The organism is Micromonospora sp. DT15 (assembly GCF_049841475.1).
Lineage (GTDB): Bacteria > Actinomycetota > Actinomycetes > Mycobacteriales > Micromonosporaceae > Micromonospora.
The window spans coordinates 447,586-473,509 of sequence record NZ_JBNCKJ010000001.1 but is presented as its reverse complement, the minus strand read 5'-3'; the positions used below and the strand labels follow the sequence as shown (position 1 = coordinate 473,509).

At 72.4% G+C, this 25,924-nt stretch carries 21 protein-coding genes; 11 read left to right on the top strand and 10 right to left on the bottom strand.

Annotated elements, in window-relative coordinates:
- Nucleotides 1-144: 144 nt before the first annotated feature.
- Genes hemQ through hemE form a run of 3 tightly spaced genes read right to left on the bottom strand, consistent with a single transcriptional unit; the run spans nt 145 to nt 3,406 of the window.
- Nucleotides 145-846 carry a hydrogen peroxide-dependent heme synthase gene (gene hemQ, locus ACLQ3F_RS02165; protein WP_196921722.1) on the bottom strand — a complete coding sequence of 234 codons (702 nt, stop codon included), beginning with the start codon at nt 844-846 and terminating at the stop codon, nt 145-147.
- Complete coding sequence (gene hemG / locus ACLQ3F_RS02160) at nt 843-2,303, bottom strand: protoporphyrinogen oxidase (RefSeq protein ID WP_425845480.1); 1,461 nt, start codon at nt 2,301-2,303, stop codon at nt 843-845. The genes hemQ and hemG overlap by 4 nt, the downstream gene beginning before the upstream one ends.
- Nucleotides 2,304-2,308: 5 nt before the next feature.
- Complete coding sequence (gene hemE, locus ACLQ3F_RS02155; RefSeq protein ID WP_355009363.1) at nt 2,309-3,406, bottom strand: uroporphyrinogen decarboxylase; 1,098 nt, start codon at nt 3,404-3,406, stop codon at nt 2,309-2,311.
- A gap of 136 nt (nt 3,407-3,542) precedes the next feature.
- Between hemE and ACLQ3F_RS02150 the strand changes: the two genes are divergently transcribed.
- The 8 genes from ACLQ3F_RS02150 to ACLQ3F_RS02115 all read left to right on the top strand — a co-directional run bounded on the left by ACLQ3F_RS02150 (nt 3,543) and on the right by ACLQ3F_RS02115 (nt 11,677).
- Nucleotides 3,543-4,115: a DUF3000 domain-containing protein gene (locus ACLQ3F_RS02150; protein ID WP_357207090.1), complete on the top strand. Its 573-nt coding sequence runs from the start codon at nt 3,543-3,545 to the stop codon at nt 4,113-4,115.
- A gap of 95 nt (nt 4,116-4,210) precedes the next feature.
- Nucleotides 4,211-5,539, top strand: a complete 1,329-nt coding sequence (locus tag ACLQ3F_RS02145; RefSeq protein WP_425845476.1) for a ribonuclease D — start codon at nt 4,211-4,213, stop codon at nt 5,537-5,539.
- A gap of 251 nt (nt 5,540-5,790) precedes the next feature.
- Nucleotides 5,791-6,987, top strand: coding sequence for a thiolase family protein (locus ACLQ3F_RS02140; protein ID WP_357261901.1), 1,197 nt, complete (start codon nt 5,791-5,793; stop codon nt 6,985-6,987).
- A complete protein-coding gene (locus ACLQ3F_RS02135) occupies nt 6,984-9,053 on the top strand; it encodes a 3-hydroxyacyl-CoA dehydrogenase NAD-binding domain-containing protein (RefSeq protein ID WP_425845473.1) in 2,070 nt (689 codons plus the stop codon). The genes ACLQ3F_RS02140 and ACLQ3F_RS02135 overlap by 4 nt, the downstream gene beginning before the upstream one ends.
- A 170-nt stretch (nt 9,054-9,223) precedes the next feature.
- Nucleotides 9,224-10,081 (top strand): hypothetical protein, encoded by an 858-nt coding sequence (locus tag ACLQ3F_RS02130; RefSeq protein ID WP_425845470.1) that lies wholly within the window; start codon nt 9,224-9,226, stop codon nt 10,079-10,081.
- 161 nt (nt 10,082-10,242) lie between these two features.
- Nucleotides 10,243-10,581, top strand: coding sequence for an ArsR/SmtB family transcription factor (locus tag ACLQ3F_RS02125; protein ID WP_357220954.1), 339 nt, complete (start codon nt 10,243-10,245; stop codon nt 10,579-10,581).
- The gene (locus tag ACLQ3F_RS02120) at nt 10,578-11,054 is read left to right on the top strand and encodes an SRPBCC domain-containing protein (protein WP_357208556.1); all 477 of its coding nucleotides are present in this window, start codon (nt 10,578-10,580) and stop codon (nt 11,052-11,054) included. Before ACLQ3F_RS02125 ends, ACLQ3F_RS02120 begins: the two co-directional genes overlap by 4 nt.
- Nucleotides 11,051-11,677 (top strand): dihydrofolate reductase family protein, encoded by a 627-nt coding sequence (locus tag ACLQ3F_RS02115; protein ID WP_425845466.1) that lies wholly within the window; start codon nt 11,051-11,053, stop codon nt 11,675-11,677. Before ACLQ3F_RS02120 ends, ACLQ3F_RS02115 begins: the two co-directional genes overlap by 4 nt.
- Nucleotides 11,678-11,788: 111 nt before the next feature.
- Here the strand turns inward: ACLQ3F_RS02115 and ACLQ3F_RS02110 are convergent, their stop codons facing one another.
- The 3 genes from ACLQ3F_RS02110 to ACLQ3F_RS02100 all read right to left on the bottom strand — a co-directional run bounded on the left by ACLQ3F_RS02110 (nt 11,789) and on the right by ACLQ3F_RS02100 (nt 14,307).
- Nucleotides 11,789-12,226, bottom strand: coding sequence for a VOC family protein (locus tag ACLQ3F_RS02110; protein ID WP_425845464.1), 438 nt, complete (start codon nt 12,224-12,226; stop codon nt 11,789-11,791).
- A gap of 240 nt (nt 12,227-12,466) precedes the next feature.
- A complete protein-coding gene (locus tag ACLQ3F_RS02105) occupies nt 12,467-13,642 on the bottom strand; it encodes a sensor histidine kinase (protein WP_425845462.1) in 1,176 nt (391 codons plus the stop codon).
- The gene (locus ACLQ3F_RS02100; protein WP_357206235.1) at nt 13,639-14,307 is read right to left on the bottom strand and encodes a response regulator transcription factor; all 669 of its coding nucleotides are present in this window, start codon (nt 14,305-14,307) and stop codon (nt 13,639-13,641) included. Before ACLQ3F_RS02100 ends, ACLQ3F_RS02105 begins: the two co-directional genes overlap by 4 nt.
- A gap of 141 nt (nt 14,308-14,448) precedes the next feature.
- Here ACLQ3F_RS02100 and ACLQ3F_RS02095 point away from each other — a divergent pair, with 141 nt between their 5' ends.
- A complete protein-coding gene (locus ACLQ3F_RS02095; protein WP_425845459.1) occupies nt 14,449-15,600 on the top strand; it encodes a peptidase C39 family protein in 1,152 nt (383 codons plus the stop codon).
- On the opposite strand, the gene ACLQ3F_RS02090 is transcribed toward ACLQ3F_RS02095, so the two are convergent.
- Nucleotides 15,601-16,878, bottom strand: coding sequence for a PQQ-binding-like beta-propeller repeat protein (locus ACLQ3F_RS02090; RefSeq protein WP_425845457.1), 1,278 nt, complete (start codon nt 16,876-16,878; stop codon nt 15,601-15,603). It abuts the gene before it with no gap.
- The gene (locus ACLQ3F_RS02085; RefSeq protein ID WP_425845455.1) at nt 16,875-18,173 is read right to left on the bottom strand and encodes a PQQ-binding-like beta-propeller repeat protein; all 1,299 of its coding nucleotides are present in this window, start codon (nt 18,171-18,173) and stop codon (nt 16,875-16,877) included. Before ACLQ3F_RS02085 ends, ACLQ3F_RS02090 begins: the two co-directional genes overlap by 4 nt.
- A gap of 97 nt (nt 18,174-18,270) precedes the next feature.
- Here ACLQ3F_RS02085 and ACLQ3F_RS02080 point away from each other — a divergent pair, with 97 nt between their 5' ends.
- Nucleotides 18,271-20,169 carry a hypothetical protein gene (locus tag ACLQ3F_RS02080; protein ID WP_425845452.1) on the top strand — a complete coding sequence of 633 codons (1,899 nt, stop codon included), beginning with the start codon at nt 18,271-18,273 and terminating at the stop codon, nt 20,167-20,169.
- Here the strand turns inward: ACLQ3F_RS02080 and ACLQ3F_RS02075 are convergent, their stop codons facing one another.
- Nucleotides 20,170-21,966 (bottom strand): hypothetical protein, encoded by a 1,797-nt coding sequence (locus ACLQ3F_RS02075; protein WP_425845450.1) that lies wholly within the window; start codon nt 21,964-21,966, stop codon nt 20,170-20,172.
- On the bottom strand, nt 21,966-23,729 hold the full coding sequence (locus tag ACLQ3F_RS02070) for a hypothetical protein (protein ID WP_425846163.1): 1,764 nt from the start codon (nt 23,727-23,729) through the stop codon (nt 21,966-21,968). The genes ACLQ3F_RS02075 and ACLQ3F_RS02070 overlap by 1 nt, the downstream gene beginning before the upstream one ends.
- A gap of 398 nt (nt 23,730-24,127) precedes the next feature.
- Here ACLQ3F_RS02070 and ACLQ3F_RS02065 point away from each other — a divergent pair, with 398 nt between their 5' ends.
- Nucleotides 24,128-25,321, top strand: a complete 1,194-nt coding sequence (locus ACLQ3F_RS02065) for a hypothetical protein (protein ID WP_425845448.1) — start codon at nt 24,128-24,130, stop codon at nt 25,319-25,321.
- Nucleotides 25,322-25,924 lie beyond the last annotated feature (603 nt).

The window sequence follows — 25,924 nt, the reverse complement described above, 5'->3', positions numbered from 1 at the left end:
GGGGCAGCCGGTGCGCCGATCTTGCACTTTCGGTTGCCAGATCGCGGCTTACGCCCCTTTCGCTGGGACAGAAAGTGCAAGATCGCGAGGGCGGGGGCGGGGGCGAGGGCGGGGGCGGGGGCGGGGGCGCGGGGGGCGGGCCCGTCAGACCAGGCAGTTGACGATTTCGGCTACTGAGCGGCGGCGGCCGGTGTAGAACGGGACCTCTTCGCGGACGTGCCGGCGGGCGCCGGAGGCGCGCAGGTCCCGCATCAGGTCGACGATCCGGTGCAGTTCGTCGGCCTCGAAGGCGAGCATCCACTCGTAGTCGCCGAGCGCGAACGAGGCGACGGTGTTGGCCCGCACGTCCGGGTAGCCGCGGGCCATCTTGCCGTGCTCGGCCAGCATCTCGCGCCGCTCGGCGTCGGGCAGCAGGTACCACTCGTAGGAGCGGACGAACGGGTACACGCAGATGTAGGGGCGAGCCTCCTCACCGGCCAGGAACGCCGGGATGTGGCTCTTGTTGAACTCCGCCGGCCGGTGCAGCGCCATCTGCGACCACACCGGGGTCAGCGCCCGGCCCAGCGTGGTGCGGCGGAACCGCAGGTAGGCGTCCTGGAGCGCGTCGGGGGACGCGGAGTGCCACCAGATCATCACGTCCGCGTCGGCGCGCAGCCCGGAGACGTCGTACACGCCCCGGACCACCACGTCCTTACCGGCCAGCTCGTCGAAGAGGGACACCACCTCGCCGGTGACGTTGTCCCGCAGCGACGGCAGCGGGGAGCTGGCCCGGAACACCGACCACATGGTGTAGCGGATGCTGTCGTTCAGCTCCCGCAACCGGGCCGCGTTGGTCTGCTCGGTCATCTCGCCGATCCTCCCAGTGCTGTGATGATCTCTTCGGCCGCCGTCTCGCCGGAGCGGACGCAGACCGGGATGCCGACGCCGTCGTAGCCGGCGCCGGCGAGAACCAGTGTGGGGTGCGCGGCCCGCAGCGCCGCCCGCGCGGCCCCGAGCCGGTCGGCGTGCCCCGGCGCGTACTGCGGCAGCGCACCGCCCCACCGCTGCACGTGCCCGTCGACCGGGGCGGGCAGCGAGGTGCCGAGCACCGCCGACAACTCCCGGTGCACGGTGGCCGCCAGGTCCGCGTCGGGGCGCTGCAGGTGCGCCTCCTCGCCGTACCGGCCCACCGAGGCGCGCACCAGTGCCAACCCGTCCGGCTGGCGCAGGTGCCCCCACTTGGTGGTGAAGAAGGTCGCCGCCTTGATCAGCAGGCCCTCGGTGCTCGGCACCAGGAAGCCGGACAGCTCGGGCAGGCGCGGCTGCGGCAGCGCCATGGTGACCAGCGCGACGCTCGCGTAGTCCAGCGCGCCGACGCCCGCCGCCACCGCCGGCGCGGGGCCGGCGAGCAGCCGCGCCGCCGGTCGCGCCGGCACGGCCAGCACCACCGCGTCCACGTCGACCATCGACGACTCCAGCTCGGCGCGTCTGCCGCCGCGCCGCGACCTGGAGCCGTCGTCAGGGCCGCGGGTCGGGCCGACGGTGAGCCGCCAACCCGTGTCGGTCGCTGTCAGCTCGCGCACGGCCGCGTCCCGCCGTACCGTCGCGCCGCTGGCCGTCACGGCGGCCTCGACCAGGGTGCTGAGCCCACCGGCGAGGGTGCCGAAGACCGGGGCACCGGGCGCACGCGGCGCGGCGGCCTGCGCGGCCCGGACCGCACCGACCAGGGTGTGCTCCACCCGGGCCGTGCGGGCCAGCGCCGGCATCGTCGTGACCAGGGAAAGATCGTCGGCGCGGCCCGCGTACACGCCGCCCAGCATCGGGTCGACCAGCCGCTCGACCACCTCGTCGCCGAAACGGGACCGGACCAGCGCGCCCACCGAGACGTCAGCGTCCGGCCCGACCAGCGGCCGACCGCCGTCGGTGTCGGCGTCCGCGGCCGGGCGGGCGACAGTGGCCACCCGATCCAGATCCCCGGGTACGCCCACCAGGGTGCCGCCCGGGATGGGGCGCAGCCCTCCGTCGATGACCAGCGCGGCCTGCCCCACAGTGGGGTGCACGATCTTCTCGGCCAGCCCGAGCCGGCGGGCGAGGGCCACCGCCGCGCTATCGGCGCCGGTCGGGTCGCGCATCAGGAAAGACTCCGCGCCGAACTCCACCGGCTGACCGGCCAGCTCCCCGGTGCGCAGCTTCCCGCCCAGCGCGCCGGACTGCTCGTACACAGTGATCTCGGTGCCGGCGGGTGCGCGGTCGCGCAGGCGGACCGCGGCGGCCAGCCCGGCGATCCCGCCGCCGACCACCGCCACCCGCCAGGGCCGCCGCATTCCGGTCAGCCCTGGTCGGCTCGGCGGCTGGACAGCTCGTGCACCAGCGCGACCACCCGGGTCAGCACCTCCGGGTCGGTCTCCGGCATGACCCCGTGGCCGAGGTTGAACACGTGCCCGGGGGCCGCCCGGCCCTGCTCCAGGATGCGGCGCACCTCGGCCTCCACGACCGGCCACGGCGCGAGCAGCACGCACGGGTCCAGGTTGCCCTGCACCGCCTTGTCCGCGCCGATCCGGCCGGTGGCCACGTCCAGCGGTGTACGCCAGTCGACGCCGACCACGTCGGCCCCGGCCTCGCCCATCGCGCCGAGCAGCTCGGCGGTGCCCACCCCGAAGTGAATCCGGGGCACCCCGGCGTCAACGAGCCCGCTCAGCACGGTGGTCGAGTGCGGCAGCACGAAACGGCGGTAGTCGGCCTCGGAGAGCGCGCCGGCCCACGAGTCGAACAGCTGCACGGCGGAGACGCCGGCCTCGATCTGCACCCGCAGGAAGGCAAGCGTCACGTCGGCCAGCCGGGCGCACAGCGCGTGCCACAGCTCCTCATCGCCGTACATCAGGGCTTTGGTCTTCGCGTGGGTGCGCGACGGCCCGCCCTCGACCAGATAGCTGGCCAGCGTGAACGGCGCACCGGCGAAACCGATCAGCGGGGTGTCGCCGAGCTCGACCACCAACTGCCGGACGGCCTCGTCGACGTACGAGACGTCGTCGCGGGTGATCCGGCGGATGCGCTCCACGTCGGCGGCGGTGCGGATCGGCTCGGCGACCACCGGGCCGGTGCCCGGCACGATGTCCAGGTCGATCCCGGCGGCGGCGACGGGCACCACGATGTCGCTGAACAGGATCGCCGCGTCCACGCCGTGGCGGCGCACCGGCTGGAGGGTGATCTCGGTGACCAGCTCCGGGCGCCGGCAGGACTCCAGCATCGGCACGCTCGCCCGGATCTCCCGGTACTCCGGGAGGGAGCGGCCGGCCTGGCGCATGAACCAGACCGGGGTGTGCGGGACGGGCCGACGTCGGCAGGCCCGAATGAAGGGCGAGTCGGCCGGTCCGCCGGGGCGGGATTCTCCGTCTCGGGCGACAGTGCCCGTGGTGTCCGTGGTCATCGCCGCAATCGTGCCACGCCCACCACCGGAAACCGGGTGGGGGTGAGAGGAAGGGCACCGTTCCTTACGCCCGGCGCCCTTCCGAGCGTCGGCGCGCCGTCGAAGCGGGCGACGGACGGCGGCATAGGCTGCCGACATGGCCCCCCCGATCGCGCTCCCGGAGACGTTCGCCCGCGCGGTCGCCGGGCTGCGGTCGGCCGCCCCCCGGCCGGAGATCACCCTGGAGGAGGTCGGTGCCCCCCAGCGACTGGCCCCGTACGCGTTCGCGCTCGCCGCGACAGTGCTGCGCGACGACGACGAGGTGGCGACCGGTCGGCTGATCCTGTTGCACAACCCGGTCGGGCACGAGGCGTGGCAGGGCACCCTGCGGCTGGTCACCTACGTGACAGCCGAGTTGGAGGTCGATCTGGCCGCCGACCCGCTGCTGCCCGGGGTCGGCTGGACGTGGCTGACCGACGCGTTGGACGCCCAGGACGCCGGCCACCGGGCGATCGGTGGAACGGTGACGCAGACCATGTCGACCCGGTTCGGCGATCTCGCCGGGCCACCGACCATCGGCGACATCGAGATCCGCGCGTCCTGGACGCCGGTCGACGACGACCTGACACCGCACCTGCTCGGCTGGTGCGCCCTGCTCGCCTCCACCGCCGGTCTCCCCCCACCGGGCGTCACCGCCCTCGCCGACCGCCGCCCGGCTGGCGCAGCCTGACGTTCGGCCCTCGGGAGGACATCTTGCGGACACCTGATCGACACACGCCGGACCGGCTGCACCCGCCGGATCTCCGCGCGCACTAGGGTTGGCAGGTGACCGACGAACCACCCCTGCGCCGTCGGCCCACCGAAGACCTTCCGGGAAACGCACCCCAGCACCCGCCGTCGGCCCAGCCGCAGCCGGCGGGCGTGGGGGCTGACCCGGCCGACGGTGGGCCCGTTCCGCTGATCGCCCCGCGTGACGGCACCCCCGATCCGGTGGCCGCCCCGGCCGAGCTTGCCGAGGTCGTGGCCCGCTTCGCGGCGGGCACCGGCCCGGTCGCGCTGGACGCCGAACGGGCTTCCGGCTACCGCTACAGCCAACGGGCCTACCTCGTGCAACTTCGCCGGGCCGGTGCGGGCACGGCGCTGATCGACCCGCTGCCACTGCCCGACCTCAGCGCACTGGACGCCGTGATCGGTGAGGCCGAGTGGGTCCTCCACGCGGCCAGCCAGGATCTGCCCTGCCTGGCCGAGGTGGGGTTGCGTCCACGCCGACTGTTCGACACCGAGCTGGCGGCTCGGCTGGCCGGGTTCGAACGCGTCGGGCTGGCCGCGCTCACCGAACAGCTGCTCGGGTTCACCCTGGAGAAGCACCACTCGGCAGCCGACTGGTCGAGCCGACCGCTGCCCGAGTCGTGGTTGACGTACGCCGCCCTCGACGTGGAGCTGCTCACCGACCTGCGCGACGCGCTGGACGCCGAGTTGACCCGGCAGGGCAAGTCGGCCTGGGCCGCGGAGGAGTTCGCCGCGCTGGTCCGCACCGGGGCACGCCCGCCCCGGGTTCGGGCGGAGCCGTGGCGGCGCACCTCGGGCATCCACCGGCTGCGGGGGGCGCGGGCGCAGGCCCGGGTCCGCTCGATGTGGTACGCCCGGGACCAGATCGCGTCCCGGCGCGACGCCGCTCCCGGTCGGGTGCTGCCCGACTCGGCGATCATCGCCGCGGCCGAGCTGGACCCGAAGGACGAGAAGACCCTGCTGACCCTGCCCGGCTTCGGCGGTCGGTCGGTCCGTCGACTGGCCCGCACCTGGCTCGCCGCGCTCGACGACGCCCGGCAGCTACCGGAGGATTCCCTGCCGGTCTCGCCGGCCGTGGAGGGCCCACCCCCGCCGCACCGATGGGCCGAGCGGGACCCGGTGGCGGCCGGTCGGCTGGCCCGCTGCCGGGAGGTGGTGATCCGCATCGCCGGCGAGCACAACCTTCCGCCGGAAAACCTGATCACTCCGGATTCGGTCCGCCGGCTGGCCTGGACCCCGCCGGAGGAGATCACCGAGGAGTCGGTGGCGGAGACCCTGCGCGGCCTCAACGCCCGCGAGTGGCAGATCGGCCTCCTCGTCCCCGACCTGACCGAAGCCCTGGCCCCAAAAACCCCAATCCCCTAACCCACCCCACCCGCCCGGCCCGCCCGCCCGCCCGGCCCCGCCCGCCCGGCCCCGCCCGCCCGCCCGGCCCCGCCCGCCCGTTGATCATGAAGTTATTGCCAGGACACGCCGATGCCGATGGCAACAACTTCATGATCAACGGGGCGTTGGCGCGCGCCGGTGTGGGGTGGGCCACAGCGGGGGGTGGGGGACGGGGTTGGTTACTGACGAGTAGCATTCGGGGCAACGTGCCCCTCGGCTAGGAGGCTCAAGTGCCCCGTGAAGTTCGCGATGTCGTCTTCGTCGACGGCGTCCGTACCCCGTTCGGCAAGGCGGGTGGCATGTACGCCAACACCCGCGCCGACGACCTGGTGATCCGCTGCATCCGGGAACTGCTGCGTCGCAACCCGCAGCTGCCCCCGGAGCGGGTCGAGGAGGTCGCCATCGCGGCCACCACCCAGATCGGCGACCAGGGCCTCACCATCGGCCGCACCGCCGCCCTGCTGGCCGGGCTGCCCAAGACCGTTCCCGGCTTCGCCATCGACCGGATGTGCGCGGGGGCGATGACAGCGGTCACCACAGTGGCCAGCGGCATCGCCATGGGCGCGTACGACATCGCCATCGCCGGTGGCGTCGAGCACATGGGCCGCCACCCGATGGGTGAGGGCGTCGACCCCAACCCGCGCATCATCGCGGAGAAGCTGGTCGACCCGTCCGCGCTGGTGATGGGCTCCACCGCGGAGAACCTCCACGACCTGGTCCCCCACATCACCAAGGCACGCACCGACGCGTTCGCGCTCGCCTCGCAGCAGAAGACCGCCAAGGCGTACGCCAACGGCAAGCTCCAGGACGACCTGGTGCCGATGTCGATCCGCGACGCGGAGGGCGGCTGGGGCCTGGCCACCGTGGACGAGGCCCCGCGGGACACCTCGCTGGAGAAGTTGGCCACCCTGAAGACCCCGTTCCGCCCGCACGGCAAGGTCACCGCGGGCAACGCGGCCGGCCTGAACGACGGCGCCACCGCGAGTCTGCTGGCCGACGAGGCCACCGCCCGCGAGCTGGGTCTGCCGGTCGCCATGCGGCTGGTGTCGTTCGGCTTCGTCGGTGTCGAGCCGGAGGTGATGGGCGTCGGCCCGATCCCGTCGACGGAGAAGGCGCTGCGCCTCGCCGGGCTCAGCATCGACGACATCGGCCTGTTCGAGCTGAACGAGGCCTTCGCCGTGCAGGTGCTCGCCTTCCTCGACCACTTCGGCATCGCCGACGACGACGCGCGGGTCAACCCGTGGGGCGGTGCGATCGCCATCGGTCACCCCCTCGCGTCCTCCGGCGTACGGCTGATGACGCAGCTGGCCCGCCAGTTCGCCGAGCACCCGGAGGTCCGCTACGGCCTCACGGCGATGTGCATCGGCATCGGCATGGGCGGCACGGTCATCTGGGAGAACCCGCACTGGACGGAGGGCAACAAGTGAGCGCGCTCGCCGCACCGAACGAGGTCGTCACCAAGGCGCTGCTGCGCCAGGTGAACGTGCCGGGGCTGGACCGGCCCGCCGCCCTGATCACGCTGGACAACGGCTTCGACCACACCAAGCCGAACACCTTCGGCCCGGGTGGGTTGGCCAGCCTGGACGAGGCGATCACCGCCGCGATCGTCGCCGACCCGGCGTTCATCGCGGTCACCGGCAAGCCGTACATCTTCTGCGTGGGCGCGGACATCGTCGGCCTGCCGCAGCTCGCCGACCGCGCGCAGGCGCTGGAGATCGGCCGGCTCGGCCACCGGGTCTTCGCCCGGCTCAAGGACAGCACCGTTCCCACCTTCGCGTTCGTCAACGGCGCGGCGATGGGCGGTGGCCTGGAGCTGGCGCTGCACTGCCACTACCGGACGCTCTCCGGAGGCGCGGCGGCCCTCGCGCTGCCCGAGGTGTCCCTCGGTCTGGTGCCGGGCTGGGGCGGCACCCAGCTGCTGCCGAACCTGATCGGCATCCCCGCCGCGACCCAGGTGATCATCCAGAACCCGCTGATGCAGAACAAGATGCTCAAGCCCAAGCAGGCCGCCGAGCTGGGCATCGCGGACGTCCTGTTGGAGCCGGCGGACTTCCTGGAGCGGTCCCTGGAGTGGGCTGCCGGCGTGGTCCGGGGTCAGGTCACAGTGACCCGACCCGAGGTCGACAAGGACATGTGGGCGGGCGTGCTCTACTTCGCCCGGGAGACGCTGAACCAGCGGCTGCACGGCGCGGTCCCGGCCGCGTACAAGGCGCTCGACCTGCTGGAGACGGCGAAGGACGGCGACTTCGCCGCCGGCACCGCCGCCGAGGACGAGGCCCTCGCGGACCTGGTCTTCTCCGAGGAGCTGCGCAGCGGCCTGTACGCGTTCGACCTGGTGCAGCGGCGGGCCAAGCGCCCGGCCGGCGCACCGGACAAGGGCCTGGCTCGCACGATCACCAAGGTCGGCATCGTCGGCGCGGGTCTGATGGCCAGCCAGCTGGCGCTGCTGTTCGCGCGCCGCCTCCAGGTGCCGGTGGTGATGACCGACCTCGACCAGTCCCGGGTGGACAAGGGCGTCGGTTACGTGCACACCCAGATCGAGAAGGCCGTCACCAAGGGCCGGATGGACAAGAACACCGCCGCCAAGCTGTACGGCTTGGTCAGCGGCACTGTCGACAAGAGCGCGTTCGCCGACGCCGACTTCGTCATTGAGGCCGTCTTCGAGGACCTGGGCGTCAAGAAGCAGGTCTGGGCCGAGTTGGAGAAGGTCGTCTCTCCGGAGGCGGTGCTCGCCACCAACACCAGCTCGCTGTCGATCACCGAGATGGCCGCCGAGTTGGAGCACCCGGAGCGGGTGGTCGGCTTCCACTTCTTCAACCCGGTGGCGGTGCTGCCGCTGCTGGAGATCGTCCGGGGCGAGCGCACCGACGACGTCACCCTGGCCACCGCGTTCGCCGTGGGTAAGCAACTCAAGAAGTCGAGCGTGCTGGTCAAGGACGCTCCGGCGTTCGTGGTGAACCGGCTGCTCACCCGCTTCCTGGGCACCGTCTTCGCCGCCGTCGACGCTGGCACCCCGCTGGACGTGGCGAACAGCGCACTGGACCCGCTGGGCCTGCCGATGCGTCCGCTCGCTCTGCTCCAGTTGGTCGGGCCGGCCGTCGCGTACCACGTGGGCGGCACCCTGCACGCCGCGTACCCGGACCGGTTCGGGGTCAGCGAGAACCTCAAGCGGATCGCCGACTCCGGTCAGCCGATCGTGGTCGACGACGAGGTCAACGAGGAGGTCGCCAAGCTGCTCGTGGTGGGTGATCAGCCGTTGACCGCCGAGCAGGTGCGCCAGAACGCCCTCGACGCGCTCGCGCAGGAGATCCGGCTGATGCTGGACGAGGGCGTGGTCGCCGAGGCGCAGGACATCGACCTGTGCATGATCCTGGGCGCCGGCTGGCCGTTCCACCTGGGCGGTGTCACGCCGTACCTGGACCGGACCGGCACCTCCGAGCGGGTCACCGGCCAGCGGTTCCTGCCGCCCGGCGCGGCGAGCCTGCCCGCCTGACAGATCGCAGCACCACCGTCGCGGTGGTCGGACCGTCCCTATCGGACGGACCGGCCACCGCGACCGTTTGTGATCAGACGGCCGCGGGATGCGGGTTTTCGCGGGGACGGCGGCGGGCATCGCGCCGGGTTAGGATCACGCGTTTTGCAACCCCATCTTGGAGCTGACTGATGTCTCAGCCGCCGGCCAATCCCTACGGCCCGCCGCACGATTCCCCCGACCCGTCGCAGCAGCCGGGCCAGCAGCCTGGCGGGTGGCCGCCGCCGCAGCAGGGACAGCCGCAGCAGCCCGGTGGTTTCCCGCCCGCGCAGCCGGGTCAGCCGTACGCGCAGCAGGGCTTCCCGCCCACGCAGCCCGGTTTCCCGCCGGCCCAGCCTGGCTTCCCACAGGCCCAGCCTGGCCAGCCGTACGGTGACCCGAACCTGGCCGGCGGTCCTCCCCCGGCGAAGAAGTCGAACGTCGGCAAGATCGTGCTGATCGTGTTGGCAGTGGTGCTGGTGCTGTGCGTCGGCGGCGCGGCGATCATCTGGGCCGTCGCCAAGGGGCCGGTGAACGAAGCGCTGGACGCCAGCAAGACCCGGGTCGTCGCGCCGACCACCCTCGCCGGCCGGCCGAAGCTCACCAACCCGGAGCTCCTGACGGCCGCCGAGCAGGCGGTCGCCGGGATGAAGACGGCGGCGGGGAACGAGACGAGCACGGTCGCCGCCTTCTACGGCGACCCGACCAAGCAGGACCTCGTCATGATCGCGGGCGTGTCCGGGCTGCTGTCGGACCCGAAGAAGGAGCTGGACGCCTATGTGGACGGCCTGTCCAAGCAGCTGACGGTGGACACGATGACGGCCGTCGACGCCGGCCCGCTCGGCGGTGAGGCGCGTTGCGGCGACGGCAAGGCCGAGACCGTGCCGCTGGGCATCTGCGTCTGGGCCGACCGGGGCAGCCTGGGCATGGTGGTGATGTACTTCAAGTCCGCCGACCAGGCGAAGGCCGAGTTCACCGCGATCCGGGGCCAGGTCGAGCAGCAGTCCTGATCCGTACGCGACCGGGGCCCCGGCCACCTTCGGGTGGCCGGGGCCCCGATTGCTTCTCCTGAGGCACGCCAACCGACCGGCGGCGGCACGTCAGCGCACTCCCTGCGGCCGCCAATACTTTGCCCTTGCGCTAAGTATCATCTCCCGAAATACTTAGCCGCATGGCACAGTATTCGGCGCAGCTCGACGGCGTGTTCGTCGCCCTCGCTGACCCGACCCGGCGCTGGGTCATCCGACGCCTCGGCCACGGTCCGACGAGCGTCGGCGACCTCGCCCGCGAGCTTCCGATGACCCTTCCCTCGTTCATGAAGCACGTGCGGACGCTCGAGTCGAACGGGCTGATCCACACGACCAAGTCCGGCCGGGTGCGCACCTGCGTGCTCAACCGCGAGCGCCTCGCTGTCGTCGACGACTGGCTCGCGGAGCAGCGCAGGGTCTGGGAGGAGCGCACGGATCGCCTGGAACGCCTCGTCACCGATCAGCAGGAGAACCAACAATGAATCCCGACCTGGACCTGACCATGACGCGGGTCATCCGCGCCCCTCGCGCCACAGTGTGGGCCGCCTGGACCGACCCGTCCCGCTTCGAGAAGTGGTGGATACCGGCGCCGGCCCTGTGCCGCGTCGACCGCTTGGAGGTCCGGCCCGGTGGCGCACTCGTGACCCGACTGAGCGAGGACGGGGTGGAGTTCGTCCCGCACCTCGACGCGTGCTTCCTCGTCGTCGACGACCTCGAACGGATCGTCTTCACCAACGTGATCGACAGCGCTTGGCGGCCCGCGAACCCCACCCCGGTCCCGATGACGGCGGAGATCACCATGAAGGACCATCCGGACGGCACCGACTACCGGATCATCGTCCGCCACGGTGATCCCGCCGCTCGTGACCTTCACGAGAAGATCGGCTTCGCGGACGGCTGGGGCTCGGTCACCGAACAACTCGCCGGGCTCGCCGAGAGCCAGGAGGCGCTGTGAAGATCGTCCTTACCGAGTTCGTCACTCTCGACGGCGTCAGCCAGGGGCCCGGCTCGCCGACCGAGGACACGAGCGGCGGCTTCACCCTGGGCGGCTGGCTCGTGCCCTACCTGGACGAGGTCTTCGTCCGCCGTACCTCGGAGTGGTTGGGTCTCGCCGACGGTCTGCTGCTCGGACGGCGGACCTACGAGGCGTTCGCTCGCGACTGGCCGCAGATCACCGACCCGAACGATCCGTTCACCGAAATGATGAACTCACTACCGAAGTACGTCGTGACCAACACCCTGGCGGAGGGTGGTTGGCGCCCGACGACAGTGCTCCACGGCGACCCGATCCACAGCGTCGGGGAGCTCAGGGCGCAGCCAGGACGGGAGCTCCAGATTCACGGAAGCGCACGACTTGGCAAGGCTCTGTTGTCAGCCGGCCTCGTCGACACACTCCGACTCGTCGTGGCCCCCACCGTGGCCGGCTCCGGGCGACGGCTGCTCGACCACCCGAACGCACCCGTCGGCCTCCGACTGGTTCACCACGAAGCGACGGCGAAGGGCTTGCTCCTGCTCGAGTACGAGCATGTCGGCGCCGCCCCGACGGCGCAGTACGAAGGCGCGACGGCCTTCGTCTAGACACGGCCCGGCCACCGCCTGAATCTCGCGATCAGGCCCCGCCCCGACAGCGGGAAACCGGGGCACCGGCCACGCGAAGGTGGCCGGTGCCCCGGTGCCGTACGTCGACCATCAGGCCGGTTCGGCAACCTCCGACGTGGCGAGCGCCGCCGCCGCTGCCCGCGCCGCCGCCGCTGCCGCCCGCTCGTCGGCGTTTCCGAGCACGCAGAACTCGTTGCCCTCAGGGTCGGCGAGCACCACCCAACCTCCACCGGTCGGGCTGACGTGGTCGGCGACCAGCGTCGCGCCGATGCCGAGCAGTCGCTCGACCTCCTCGGCCCGGGTCCGGTCGGCGGGTTGCAGGTCCAGGTGCAGCCGGTTCTTCACCGTCTTGCCCTCGGGCACCGCGATGAACAGCACCTCCGGGCCACCCGGGGGCAGAAGCATCGCCTCCGGGTCGCCCGGGAAGTCGTCGGGCTGCCGGGGGCAGTCGAAGACCTGCGACCAGAAGCCGGCGAGGGCGTACGTGTCGTGACAGTCGATGCTGATGTTGTGGATCGTCGAACTCACAGTGGTCCTCCACGATGGTGACGTGGTGCGGCCCCGTGTACCCGGCGCAGCACGCAGGAACTGGTTCCCCTTCGAGTGGGCGATCAGCGCCCGACCCGTGCGGGGGCGCTCCGCCTCCGGGACGTCAGCCGACGCTGACCCGGGGCGCGGAGCCGAGACTGGTGGACATCGACGCACCCCCTTCCCTGTCGAGCTGACGACGTGATCTTGCCATCGGCCGAGCGAGGTGCGCAACCCCGGTCAGCTGGCGGCGGACACCGTCGCGGACGCCGTCGGGGCGTCCGACGACGGCAGGGTGACAGTGACCTCCAGGCCACCGCCGGGCTGCGCGACCACCCGTACGGTGCCGCCGTGCGCGGTGCAGACCGCCCGGACGATGGACAGCCCCAGGCCGGAGCCACGGGCACCGGTGCGTTCCCGACCACCACGGCGGAACGGCTCGAACAGCCCCGGCACGTCGGCCTGGTCCACCTCGAAACCGGTGTTCCCCACCACCAGCCAGGACCGGTCACCGTCGGTGCCGGTACGCACCCAGAGCCGACCGTGCAGGTGGTTGTAGCGGACCGCGTTCTCGATCAGGTTCCCGGCCAACCGGTCGAGCAGCCCCGGATCGCCGACGACCGGCGCGGACTCCAGCGACGTCTGCACCCGCAGGCCGATCCGTTCCACCTCGCGGCGCATCGCCGACAGCGCGTTGGCGGTGCCCGCGGCGAGGTCACACTCGGTACGCCGGCCGAGCTGCCGCCCGGCCTGCGCCTCGCTGCGGGCCAGCACCAGCAGCGCGTCCACCAGGCCGTTGGCCCGCTCGGAGGCGTCGCGGACCACCGTCGCCATCCGTCGATACTCGGCGGCATCCGCGTCGTCGTCGCTGAGCGTAACGTCGATCTCCGTGCGCATCACCGCGAGCGGGGTACGTAGCTCGTGCGAGGCGTTCGCCACGAAACGCTTCTGGGCCTCGAAGGCGGACGCGATCCGGTCCAGCATGGCGTCGAACGTCTTGGCCAGCTCGGCCACCTCGTCGTCGGCGCCCGAGTAGCCGATCCGCTGGTCCAGGGTCGCCTCACCCAGCCGCTGGGCGGTCGCCGTGACCTGGTGCAGTGGGCGCAGCGCCCGACCGGCCACCGCGTACGCGCCGGCCACCCCGACCACGCTGATCGCCAGCAGCGCGACCAGGCCCTTGGCCAGCAGCTCCCCGGAGGCGGCATCGACCAACTGCCGCTGCCACTCGGCGGCGTCCATCCGCCGGCCGTCGGAGAGCAGCACGATCGTGCCGGGCACCAACTCGTCGGTGGGTCGCAACGCGTCGCGGACCAGCAGCCAGGCCAGCAACACCAGGATCGCTCCGGCCCCGACCAGCAGCACCCCGTTGAGCAGGGTCAGCCGCAACCGCAGAGTGGGTCGCAGCCGGCGGCTCACGCGCTCACCTCGGCGGTGCGGTAGCCCGCACCGACCACCGTCTCGATCAACGGCGGGTCGCCGAGCTTCTTGCGTAGCGTCATCACGGTGACCCGGACGATGGTGGTGAACGGGTCGGTGTTCGCGTCCCAGACCCGTTCCAGCAGTTCCTCGCTGGAGACCACCGCGCCACGCGCCCTGAGAAGTTCGCTGAGCACCCCGAACTCCTTGTTGGTGAGGTCCACCGGCACCCCGGCGCGCGTGGCCACCCGACGGGCCGGGTCGAGCACCAGGTCGGCCAGTTCGAGCACCGGAGGCGCGGCCGGGGTGGCCCGCCGACCCAGCGCCTGCACCCGAGCGACCAGCTCGTCGAAGGCGAACGGTTTGGGCAGGTAGTCGTCAGCGCCGAGCTGCAAGCCCTCCACCCGGTCGGCCACCGTGCCGCTGGCGGTGAGCATCAGCACCCGGGTCAACGCTCCGGAGGACGCCAGGTCGGCGCAGATCTGGTCGCCGTGCACACCCGGCAGGTCGCGGTCGAGCACCACCACGTCGTACCGGGTGACGAACGCCGCCTCGTGGCCGGCGTCGCCGTCGTACGCCACGTCGACAGCCATGCCCCGCTTGCGCAACCCCCGCGCGATCGCGTCGGCGAGGTTGCGCTCGTCCTCGACCACCAGTACCCGCATCCCGGCCTCCTCGCTGCTGACCACCGACAACCTAGTGCCGGCGGGCAACCATCGTCCCTCGCCGTCCGCGCCGGCCGGCGTTGCGGGCCACCGCGGCGTACGCGATGCTGGCCGGCGGTATCGAGCGACGGACGGACTGGCATGACCACTGCGGCACCACCCACCCGGCGGGACATCGCCTACCGGGGTTTCCACCTGCCGGCCGACCTGACCAGCGGCAGCGGCGACGGCCTGCTCGCCGACGGTCGAGGGCTCGTCCTCGACGGCGTCGCCGAACGGGGCACCTGGACGTCACCGCCGGTACCGGTCGGCTTCGCCGTCGCCGAGGTGGTGCCGTCCTGGACGGCGGACACCCCCGACGGCTGCTGGATCGAGGTCGACCTGCGCGGCTGGCACGACGACGCGCCCAGCACCGACTGGTACCGGCTGGCCCGCTGGGCCGCCGGCGACGACACCGTACGGCGCACCTCGCTGCCCGGACAGCGCGACACTGCCGCCCGGGTCGACACCGACACCCTGATCGTGACCGGAGCGACGGTCACCGGTTGGCAGACGCGGGTGACCTTGTGCCGGCCCGCCGGCAACCCGACCGGGCCGGTGCTGCGCAGCATCGGCGCTGTCGCCACCGGCCCCGCGACGGTCGACCAGGGATACGCGAAGGAACCCGTCTCGTCCGCCGCCTGGGGCCGGGTGCTGGACGTGCCCCGCTACTCGCAGCGGCTGCACGCCGGCCAGTACCCGCAGTGGGGTGGTGGCGGGGACTCCTGGTGCAGCCCCACCTGCACCTCGATGGTGCTCGCCTACTGGGGCGCCGAGCCGACGCCGGACCGCTACGCCTGGGTGGAGCCGTCCGGCCCGCGTCCGGTGGTGGTCCACGCCGCCCGGCACTGCTACGACCACGCGTACGCCGGGGCCGGCAACTGGCCGTTCAACACCGCGTACGCCGGTCTGCACGGGGTGGACGCGTTCGTCACCCGGCTGCGGTCGCTGGTCGAGGCGGAGGAGTTCGTCGCCGCCGGCATCCCCCTGATCGTCTCCGCCGCGTTCCGGGCCCATGAGGTGCCGGGGCTCGGGTACGACACCGGTGGGCACCTGATGGTCCTGGTCGGGTTCAGCGCCGACGGCGACCCGGTGCTCAACGATCCGTACGCCCCGGACGACGACGCGGTCCGTCGCACAGTGCCCCGGCAGGCGTTCGAGGCGGTCTGGCAACGGGGCAGCGGTGGGGTGGCGTACGTGTTGCGACCCGCGTCGGTACCGCTGCCCCCGCCACCCGCCCAGGCCAACTGGTGATCAGTCGGTCAGTTTCCAGAGCTGGTACCCGCCGGCCGCACTGCACACCAGGTAGCCGGTGATCGCCTGACACTCCCCGGTGGCGTCGGGCAGCACGTCCACGATGCGCACCTCGCCGGCGCCGACGTCCAACTCACCGACGAGCACCCCTGCGTCGGGGTGCCGCCGTATGCCGACCAACCGGCCGCCGGGGCCGAGTTGGTACAGCTCCCACCGGCCCAGGTCGGCCACCTGCTGGCCGGTCAGCGCATCGAGCACGATGTACTGCTCCAGCGGACCGATTCCGCTGATGTTGGCCATCAGCCGGCCGCCGGTCGGCCAGGCCCACCCCCACTGGGTGCTGCTCCAGCGCACCTCGCCGGTTGCCGGGTCGAGCGCCTGTAGCTCGTTGTTGCCGGTACGCACACACAGGACGGGGCCGCAGTCCAGCGCGAAGTCGATGTGGAGCCGGGCGCGGGTCCAGCGGGCCTCAAGCTGGTCCAGCCCGTACGCGGTGACAGTGCCCGAGCCTCTGTCGATGGCCAGAAGCAGGTCCTTCGTCAGGTCCAGGCCGATCCGACCACCGTCGGGCGGGCGCAGGTCGGCGCGGGCCAGCACCGCGCCGGTGATCGCGTCGCGTACCTCGACCGGCCCGTCCGCCTCGCTGAGCACCACCCGGTCCACCCCGCGCTCGGTGCCCCGCACAGTCGTCTCGGCGCTGGCGCCGGAGAGCTGCCAACGCACGGTGCCGCAGCACGGGTCGACCGCGCGCAGAGTGGACGGTGAGGTCTCGCCGCCGCTACGCAGCAGCACGTTGCCGTCGGTCAGCTTGGAGACGGTGCCTGGCTGCTGCCACCGGTACGCCCCGGTCGCCCGGTCCAGCGCGACGGTGATCGTGTCCCGACCCTCCGAGCCGATCTCGTAGCCGGTGGCCAGCAGCATCCCGGCCAGTGGAGTCATCCCCCAGTACCTGGCCTCCGCCGACAGCGGCGCCTGCCAGACCGGCTCGCCGCCGGGTAACCGGTAGGCGGACACCCGCGCCCGTCGGGTCGTGGTGTTGGTCGGCTCCAGGACCAGGAGGAGGTCACCGTCGACCATGACGTCGGACCCGGACCGGACCGGCAGCGTCACCGGGGCCGGCCGGGATGGTGTGACGACAGAGCCGGCGAGCGTGACGAGCGCGAGCACCACGACCAGCGCCACGCGCAGCGGACGACCATGAGCGCGAGGCGGGCGGGGCACCGGGTCCGGGTCCGGGTCGTGCCGCAGCTCACCGAGGTCGATCACCGGCCCGGTCATCGCGTCAACCGCCACAGCGCGGTGGTGCCGTCGAGGCGCTGGCAGAGCAGAACCGGCAGGGACGCCTGGCAGCTGCCGGCGATGCCCGGCAGCACGTCGACGATCCGCGTCCGACCGGCCACCAGGTCCAGTTCGGCGACGACCATCCGACCGTCGTCACTTCGCCGCACACCGACCAACGGATCGTCCGGTCCCAGCACCGGCATCAGACTCCACACGCCCAGTTCGGTTCGTACCTGCCCGGTGGCCGCGTCCCGCACCGCGTACCCCTGGCCGGGCCTGGCCATCAGCAGCCGACCGTAGCGGACGTCGGCCAGGACGTCCTGGCCCGGTTCCGACCACCGCACCGAGCCGGTGGCCGGGTCGAGCACCTGAAGGCCGCCGGTCTGCGGCACCGCGCAGAGCAGACCGCCGCATTCGAGCGCATGCGACACCAACGTCACCTCCGCCGTCCACCGTGGCTCCAACTCGGCCAGCCCGAAGCTCACCAGCCGGGTGCTGCCCGGCGGAACGAGCAGCAGCAGGTCGTCGACGATCTGCACCCGCTGGTACGCCGACCGGTCACCGGGCAGCGTATCGATGCTGCGCAGCAGCTGGCCGGTGTCGGCGTCGTGCACCTGCACCTCGCCGGTCGGTTGCAGGAGCACGAACCGGTCGACCTGCCCCTCGGACGTGAGGTGGTAGGTGGGGCTGGCGGCCGGCGGGAGCGGCACCGACCAGAGCACCAGGCCGGTGTCGGGCTCGACCCCGCTCATCGCGCCCGACCCGTCCTCTCGGCCATTGGTCACCAGCAGGCCACCGCGAGGGGTCGGCTGGGGAGCACCGGGATGCTGCCAGCGTTGCTGGCCCGTCGCGCTGTCGAAGGCGGTGGTCTGGAACCGCCGGTTCGGGGCGGTGACCGCCAGCGCCAGCACCAGACCCCGTTCGACCCGGACCTCGAGGTAGTTGGCCGTGCGGGCCAGCGGCGCCTGCCACCGCCGCCGCACCCCGACGCCGGTCGGTGCCGGCTGGGCGTACGCGGTCAGGTACCGCTCCCCGTCGGGTGCCGGCGGATCGACCACGTAGACCCCGTCCCCGGCCAGATACGCGGTGGCCATCCGCGACCCCGGCACCACGCTCACCGTGCGCTGCGTCGGCGGCGCGGCACCGGCCAGCATCACCAGGCTGAGAAGCAATACAGTCGCGCTGCGCAGCGGGCGACCGACGGCGCGCGGGCGGCGAACCGGAGGTGCCGACGTGGGCTCGTCGCTGATCTCGCCCAGCTCGATGATCGACAACGACCGTCCTTCCGTCACCAGGTAAGGCTGGCCGACGAGTCACCGTCCGGCAAACCGACCGTCAGCGCACCGGCCCGGCAAAAGTGACGGAACCCCGCCTGTACGATGGCGCGTCGTGGCTGTGCCGGTGGTAGACCCTTCGCTGATTCCCGTGACCGACGCCGACCCGGTCGAGGCCGAGTCGACACGGCGGCCTCGACGCCGTCCGGCCCGAGCCGACCTGTTGGCCCTCGGAGCCTATGTGCTGCTCGGCGTCTTCGTCTGCCTCAACTACTGGGGTGACGTCAACGGCCGGGTCTCCTCGCACCTGCCCACCGACCACAGTTGGTTCGAGTGGCTGTTCGCGCACGGCGAGTACTCGGTGCGGCACCTGGAGAACCCGCTGTTCACGGCCCGTCAGAACGCCCCGGACGGGGTGAACATGATGGCCAACACCTCGCTGCTCGGGGTGACCCTGCCGCTGGCCCCGCTGACCATGCTGCTCGGCCCCCAGGTGATGTACGCCGTCTACCTGGGCGCGGCGCTGGCGGCCACCGCCGGCACCGGGTACTGGATGCTCTCCCGCCACCTGGTGCGCTCCCGGGCGGCGGCGTTCGTCGGCGGCGCCTTCCTCGGCTTCGCGCCGGGAATCATCCACCACGCCAACGGCCAACCGAACTTCGTCTCCAACTTCCTGCTCCCGCTGATCGTGGTGCGGGTGCTGACCCTGGGTGAGCCGGGCCGGTGGCGACGCAACGGCCTCGTGCTCGGTGCGCTGGTGGCGTACCAGATCTTCATCAACGAGGAGATGCTGCTGCTCACCGCGCTGGCCTGCCTGGTCATCGTGCTGGCGTACGCCGTGCAGCGGCCACGGGCCACCCGGGCCGCCGCCGGCACCTTCCTGGCCGGACTCGGCGTCGCCGGCGGGCTGGCGCTGGTGCTCACCGCGTACCCGATCTGGTTCCAGTTCAACGGCCCGCAGTCCTACCGGGGCCTGCAGGGTGGCGTGTTCCACAACTGGGGCGAGGACCTGGTCGCCTTCGTCACGTTCGCCAGGGACACCTGGGCCGGTGACCCGGCAGTGGAGAAGACGATCGGTCTGACCGAGCAGAACACCTGGTTCGGTTGGCCGCTGGTGCTGCTCTCGGTGGTGGCTCTGGTGCTGCTCGTACGCCGCTCGCTGGCCGCCCGGATCGCCGCAGTGCTCATCGTGGTGTTCAGCGTGGCCGCGATCGGGCCGTTCGTGCGCTTCAACGGTGTGGAGACCGGCGTGCGCGGCCCGTGGTCGTACGTGTCGGACGACCTGCCGCTGGTCGAGATGATGATGCCGACCCGGTTGACGCTGGTGGTCGCGGCCGCGGTGGGCGTACTGCTCGCGTTGACCTGGGACGCCGCGCACCGCCAGGGGCGCGCGGTGGCCGACCGGCCGCGGGTGCCGGCCCAGCGCGTCGACGACGCGACTCCGGCGACGACCGACGACGCGCCGGCCGCGCCGGCCGCCTCCCGCCGCCGGTGGCTGCGCCCGGTGGGGTACGCGGCGGTCGCCCTCGCCGTGCTGCCGCTCTTCCCCCGCCCGCTGCCCGCTCAGCAGATCGACCCGCCGCCGCACTTCATCACCGCGGGCGGCTGGCGGCCGTACGTGCCGGCGGGTCGCACCCTGGTGCCGGTGCCGATCCCGAGCAACGTGCACGGTCTGCCGACGCTGCGGTGGAGTGCGCTGACCGGGCAGGAGTTCCCCGTTCCGGGCGGCTACTTCATCGGCCCGAACGAGCTGGGTGAGGGGGTCTTCGGCGCGCCGAACCGACCGACCAGCACCCTCATCTACTCGACAATGGACAGTGGCACGGTTCCGGCGCTGACCGACGAGAACCGCCGACAGGCCGTCGAGGACCTACGGTTCTGGCGGGCGTCGGTGGTGGTGCTCGGGGCGCACCCCCGCGAGGCGGTGCTCCGTGAGCTGGTCACCGCCCTGATCGGGCCACCGCAGCGGGTGGACGACGTCTGGGTCTGGGACGTGCGCGCCCTGGTGGGTTAGTCAGCCGACCCGGTCCCGGACGTCCCACAACCATCCGCCGTCGACCGGTCGGCCCGGGCCGAGCAGATCGTCGACGGTTCGGCGGACCGGGTCACCGTGCTCCAGGTGCCCGAGTACGACCACGGCGGCACGCCAGTGCCGCAGGTCCTCGACCGCCTGGCGGCGGGCGGCGTCGTCGAGCGCCGGCACCACGCCGGTCTCGGCCACCTGCCGTAGCAGCACCGACGTGAGCCGGTCCGGCGCGCCCCAGCGGGCCGCTGGGTCGTCCGGGGCGCTGGGGCCGATGAAGTAACCGCCCGGCGCGGCGAACTCCAAACCGGTACGGGCGGACCAGAGCATCACCGGGCTGCGCCCGGCACCGGTGACCGGGGGCACCGCGACCACCGTCCGACCGGGCGGCACCAGCGGACGCCAGCCACCGGCGGCGAGGAACTCCGGCACCGGCGCGACCGGCACCACGCGGATCGGCGTCGGAAACAGTGGCAGCAACGCGGCGGCGACCGCGCCGGCCCACAGCAGCCGCACCGGTAGGCCCGGTGCCACGTTCGGCCCCCGCGCGGCCCGGACCCGGTCCACTGACAGCGCCACCAGCACCCCCAGCACCGGTACGCAGACCAGCGCGAACCGGGCCGGCACCGCGAGATCGAGCAACGGCAGCCCGCCGACCAGCCGGTACAGCCCCGGAATGCCGGTGGCCGCACCGTCCACCCGCAACTCGTCGCCGAGCGAGAGCAGGGCGAAGACCACGCCGCAGGCGGCCAGTGCCCGGACCAGCGGTCGTCGCCACTGCCAGATCACGATCACCACGGCGAGCACCAGCAGGCCCGGGCCGAAGAACGAGTTCTCCTCGGTCGGATTCGGCGAGAGCAGCCCTGGCAGCCAGTCGTCACCCAGCACTGTCTGCCGGGCCGACGCGGTGAACGAGGCGACGTCCAGTTGGAAGCCCTGCGTGGCGAACGCCATCCCGGAGTAGTGCTGCGGGCCGTAGAACTGGAACCACAACGGGTACGCCAGCGGCACCCCCGCCACGCCGCCGGCCACCGCGAGCCGACCGAAAAGGGCCGGCGCCAGCCGCCGTGCGGCCACCCGGTCGGCGAGCGCGTAACCCAACGCGAAGACGCCGGCCGCGAGCACCAGGAAGACCAGCACCTCCTCGCCGATGAAGACCTGCCAGACGAGCAGCAGCCCCAGGCCGACGCCGGGCCGCCACACGCCGTCTCGTGTCGTCTTCGAGGCCGGCCGGAACACCAGGGCGAGGATCGCGGGCACCAGGAACTGGGCGGCGATGTGCAGGTGGGCCCCCGCCTGGGCGATCATGCCCGGGGCGAAGCCACAGATCAGCCCACCCACCGCGGCAGGGGCCCGGGTGCCGACCAGCCGGCGGCGCAGCAGCACGTACCAGGCGACGGCGGTCCCGGCGAGGCAGCAGACGACCGCCACGCAGAACGCCACCTGCGAGCCGAAGAGCACTGTGACCGGAGTGAGCGGGACACCCAGACCGAGCACCGACGTGTTCGCCATCAGGTTGACCCCGTCGGGCGCGTTCAACGCGGTGCTGACGAGCGGGTTCTCCCCCTCGACCACCGCATGGGCGGCGTGAGCAAGCATCCACTCGAAGAGGATCTGGTCACCCGCCTGGTGGAACAGCCGCCACGGGTGACCCCACTGCCCGCTGGTCACCAGCACCGCGAGGCCCAGATAGCCGGCCACCACCAGTGCGTCCCGCAGCCAGGCCGAGCGGGACGCGCCGACCGTCGCCGGGGGCGAGATGTTCGGGGACGTCGTCCCGGTGGTCATCAGACCGAACGGTCGGTGAGCGTCCGGACGTCCCAGACCCAGACGTCCAACTCCTGGCGGCCCGGACCGACAAGCTCCTCGACAGTACGACGCAGTGGCTCGACGTTCTGCTGCCGCACCGGCAGCACCAGGATCGCCGCCCGCCAGTGCCGCAGCTCGTCGGCGAAGCGCCGACGCTGCCGGTCGTCAAGCTTGGGCGTACGCCCGGTGGTCGCCACCTCCTCCAACATCTGACCCACGCCGCTGGGACGACCGCCGAACCGGCCCGCGTCACCGGTGTTGCCGTTGCGGGGCGCGAGGAAGTAACCGCCTGGGATCTTGAAGTCGAGGTTGGTGGCCGCCGCCCAGCGCATGCCGTGCGTGTTGCCCATGCTAGGCACCGGGATCGGCACCAGCGTCTGGTCCGGCCCGACGTACGCCCGCCACCGGTCCGCCGTGATGAAGTCCGGCACCGGCGGCCGGGAGACCATCCGCAGCGGCATCGGTGCGATCGGCAGCAACGCGAAGGCCAGGCCCGCGGCGGTCAGCACCCGGACGGTACGGCGGTCGGCCGGGCGTAGCGCCCAGGCCCGCTCGACGGCGAGCGCCAGCAGCAGGCCGATCACCACGCTGGTGATGAGCCCGAACCGGGTCGGCACCACCGCGTCCAGCAGCGGCAGGTGGACCAACCACTGCCACGGTCCGGTGATCAGCTCGCGGTCCCACCAGGACACCCGCTCGCCAAGGGACAGCACGGCGAAGAACACGCCGGTCGCCGCGAGCGCCCGAACGATCAACTCCCGGCGCAGCCAGACCACGATGCCGATGGCCAGCATCGACAGGCTCCAGCCGAAGAAGGCGTTCTCCTCGGAGTAGTTCGGCGCCAGGTTGATGTTGGCTCGCTGGTTGCCGCCGAGGGTGGGCGAGCCGGGGGCGAAGAAGGCGGCGATGTCGTTGCCGTAGTCCTTCACCGCGTCGCTGAGCCCGTGGTAGGCCATCGGCCCGGCGAACTGCACGTAGAGCGGGTACGCCAGCAGCGCCCCCGCCAGCAGCGCGCAGGTCACCACGCCGACGCCCAGAGGCCGCCAGGCCGCTCGCCACCGGGCCGGCTCCTGAGCCAGCACCGCCAGCAGGAAGACGCCGCAGGCCAGCGCCGTGAAGAGCAGGATCTCCTCGTTGATGAACGCCTGCGCGGTGACCAGCAGGGCGAGCAGCGCCCCGTCCCGAACCGGCTTCACGGAGCGGGTGAGCACCAGCACCCGCCACACGATGAACGGCAGCAGGAACTGGCTGATGATGTTCGGGTGCCAACTGGCGTGCGAGAGCATCGCGGGCGAGAACCCGCAGAACCAGCCGCCGACCGCCGCCGCGAGCGGGGTACGCACCAGGTGGCGGGAGAGCATCAGGTACCAGGCCATCGCGGTGCCGGCGAGACCGAGCGTGACCAGCACCACGAAGGAGACCGCCGGCCCGAAGAGCAGCGTCACCGGGACCATCGGAATGCCCAGCGCCAACACGGCAGTGTTGGCCATCAGGTTGACGCCGTCGGGGTAGTTGAACTGCTCGGTGTAGAACGGGTACTCGCCGTGCAGCACCACGCGTACCGAGTGTGCGAGGAAGAACTGCACCTGCGCCGGGTCACCGGTGTAGAGCGAGGCCACCCGACCGGAGGGGTCCAACCAGATCCGGCTGGTCACCCAGAGTGCGGCGAGCAGGAACAGCCCGCCCACCGCCAGATGCTGCCGCCGCCGGGTCCACCGCCGCCACCGCGCTCGCGTCGGCACCGCGCTCTCGGCCGGCGCTCCGGGTTCGGCGGGCGCTCCTGGGGCGGCCGGCGCTCCGGGATCGGCTGGCGCTGTGGCCGGGTCGGCCGGCGCTTCGGGGTCGGCCGGCGCTGTGGTGGGGGCGGTCAGCGCGGGCGGGCCGGCGAAGAGGCCGGCCGGTGTGCGGTAGCTCACCAGCTCGGCGGAGTCGGCTACCGCCTCCGGGTGCGGCGCGGGCAGGGCGCGGGACTCGGCAGGCGTCACAGTCGGCGGAGTCTACCGGAGCAACCAAAACGCCCTAAACCCCCGGTGGTGTCCATTGTGGTGCTTCGGGTGCCGGCCAACTGAGGCGCCGCATCGGACATCTCGTACTATGGCGCTTTCCGACAGCGACGGCGAGGCGATCGGGGGCGGGCCAGGTGACTCCAGGCCGTCGGTACGGCAGGGCGCTTCCCGTCCTGCTGAGCGCGCTGCTGGCCGGCACCGCCTGCGGTCCGGTAGCCGAGCGGAAGCCGCAGGACCTCCGGGTCGGGTACGACAGCCTGGACGGCACCCTCGCCGTGTGGCCGCCCCGGGGCGACCTCTCCAGCGACGCCACGGCGACGTCGGCGGTCACCGCGGCGGTCCGGAGCTGGCGGTCGCCGGCCGACGACCGCGCGCACCTGCCCTCGTCGGGCATCCTCTTCTCCGGTCGGGTCGACGGCGCTCCGGTGGCGCTGGTGGCCGCCGACGTGCCCGGCGAAAGCGCGTCCTGGCTTCTGCAACTGACTCGCGAGGGCGACCGGTACACGGTGACCCGCGCCACCGAATACACCGATCCGGGTTACCTCGTCTACTCCGACGTGCTGCCGGTGCAGACGGCCAGCGGCCGGCGTTACCTGGTCTCGGCCCGGGTGCAGAGCCTCCTCGGGCCCAAGGACCGGACGTTGACCATCGCAGACGGTCTCAGCGCACCGGTCGACGTGCCGTCCTGCACGGCTGTCGGCGTGACCGCGACCCTGCGAACCACGGAGTCGCTCCCCCGCGGTCGGGCCGCCGACCGGCTGCTCGACCTGGGCACCGGCACCGTCGACCCGCGCTACCCGTTGGTCCGCGACGAGTCCGGCACGGGCCGGCGTGCGCTCACCGGTCTGGACACCTGCGTGCTGTCCGGCGACCGGGGCCCCTTCGGCAGCATCCCGCGCCGGATCGGGGACCGGGACGCCCCACGCTCGGTGCCGACGTCCTGGCCGATGGCGAAACTCACCGTACGCTCGCTCGGCGAAGTGGCCCTCGGCGGCGGCGAGCCGGCCGAGTTGCAGCAGCTCAGCTGGGACACCGACGCCGGCGCGATGACGGCGGTGATCTATCGACCGGCCGACGGGAGCGCGCCCGTCGTCTCACCCGCCGACCGGGCCACCCCGTTGCAGGCGTACCAACTGCCGGTGCCCGGTCAGCCGCTGGTGGTGCTGAGCTGGCGGGCCACCCGGGACAGCTCCCTGTCCGTTCCGCCGGGCACTCCCCTGCTGGTCGAGCGCCCCGGCCTGGTGGTCGTCCCCACCCCGTCCCGCTCCCAGACCTACAGCCTCGCCAACACCGACAAGACCCACTACCGCTCAATCTCCCCCCGCTAACCCACCCGCCCCGCCCCCTCACCCCGCCCACCCCACCGGGCCGGAACAGGCCGTGCCCGGCCGGGCCGGAACAGGCCCTCAGCTGGCCTCACCCCGCTCACCCCGCTCACCCGGCTCACCCCGCTCACCCCGCTCACCCGCGCCGATCTTGCACTTTCTGTGCCGACAAAACGGGCTCAAGGCGCATTACACCGACCGAAAGTGCAAGATCGGCGCGGGGAGGGGGCGCGGGCGGCGCGGTGGGAGTGGGAAGGGTTGGGCGGTGGGGGTGGGGGCGGATATGAGACGTCGGGCGTCCCGCCACACCCGGCCACGCCACGCTGCACCCGGCCACGCCGCACCGCACCCCGCCACGCCGCACCCCGCCGCTCCGCCGCCCCCGCCACCCCTCCGCAGAGTCGATCATGGAGTTGTGGTGGGCAACTACTGGCCATACACACCTTTTGCGGGGCACCACAAGTCCTTGATCGACGCCGCCGAGGCAGGGCTGGGGCACCCCGCGACGCACCCCGCCACCCCTCCGCAAAGTCGATCATGGAGTTGTGGTGGGCAACTACTGGCCATACACACCTTTTGCGGGGCACCACAAGTCCTTGATCGACG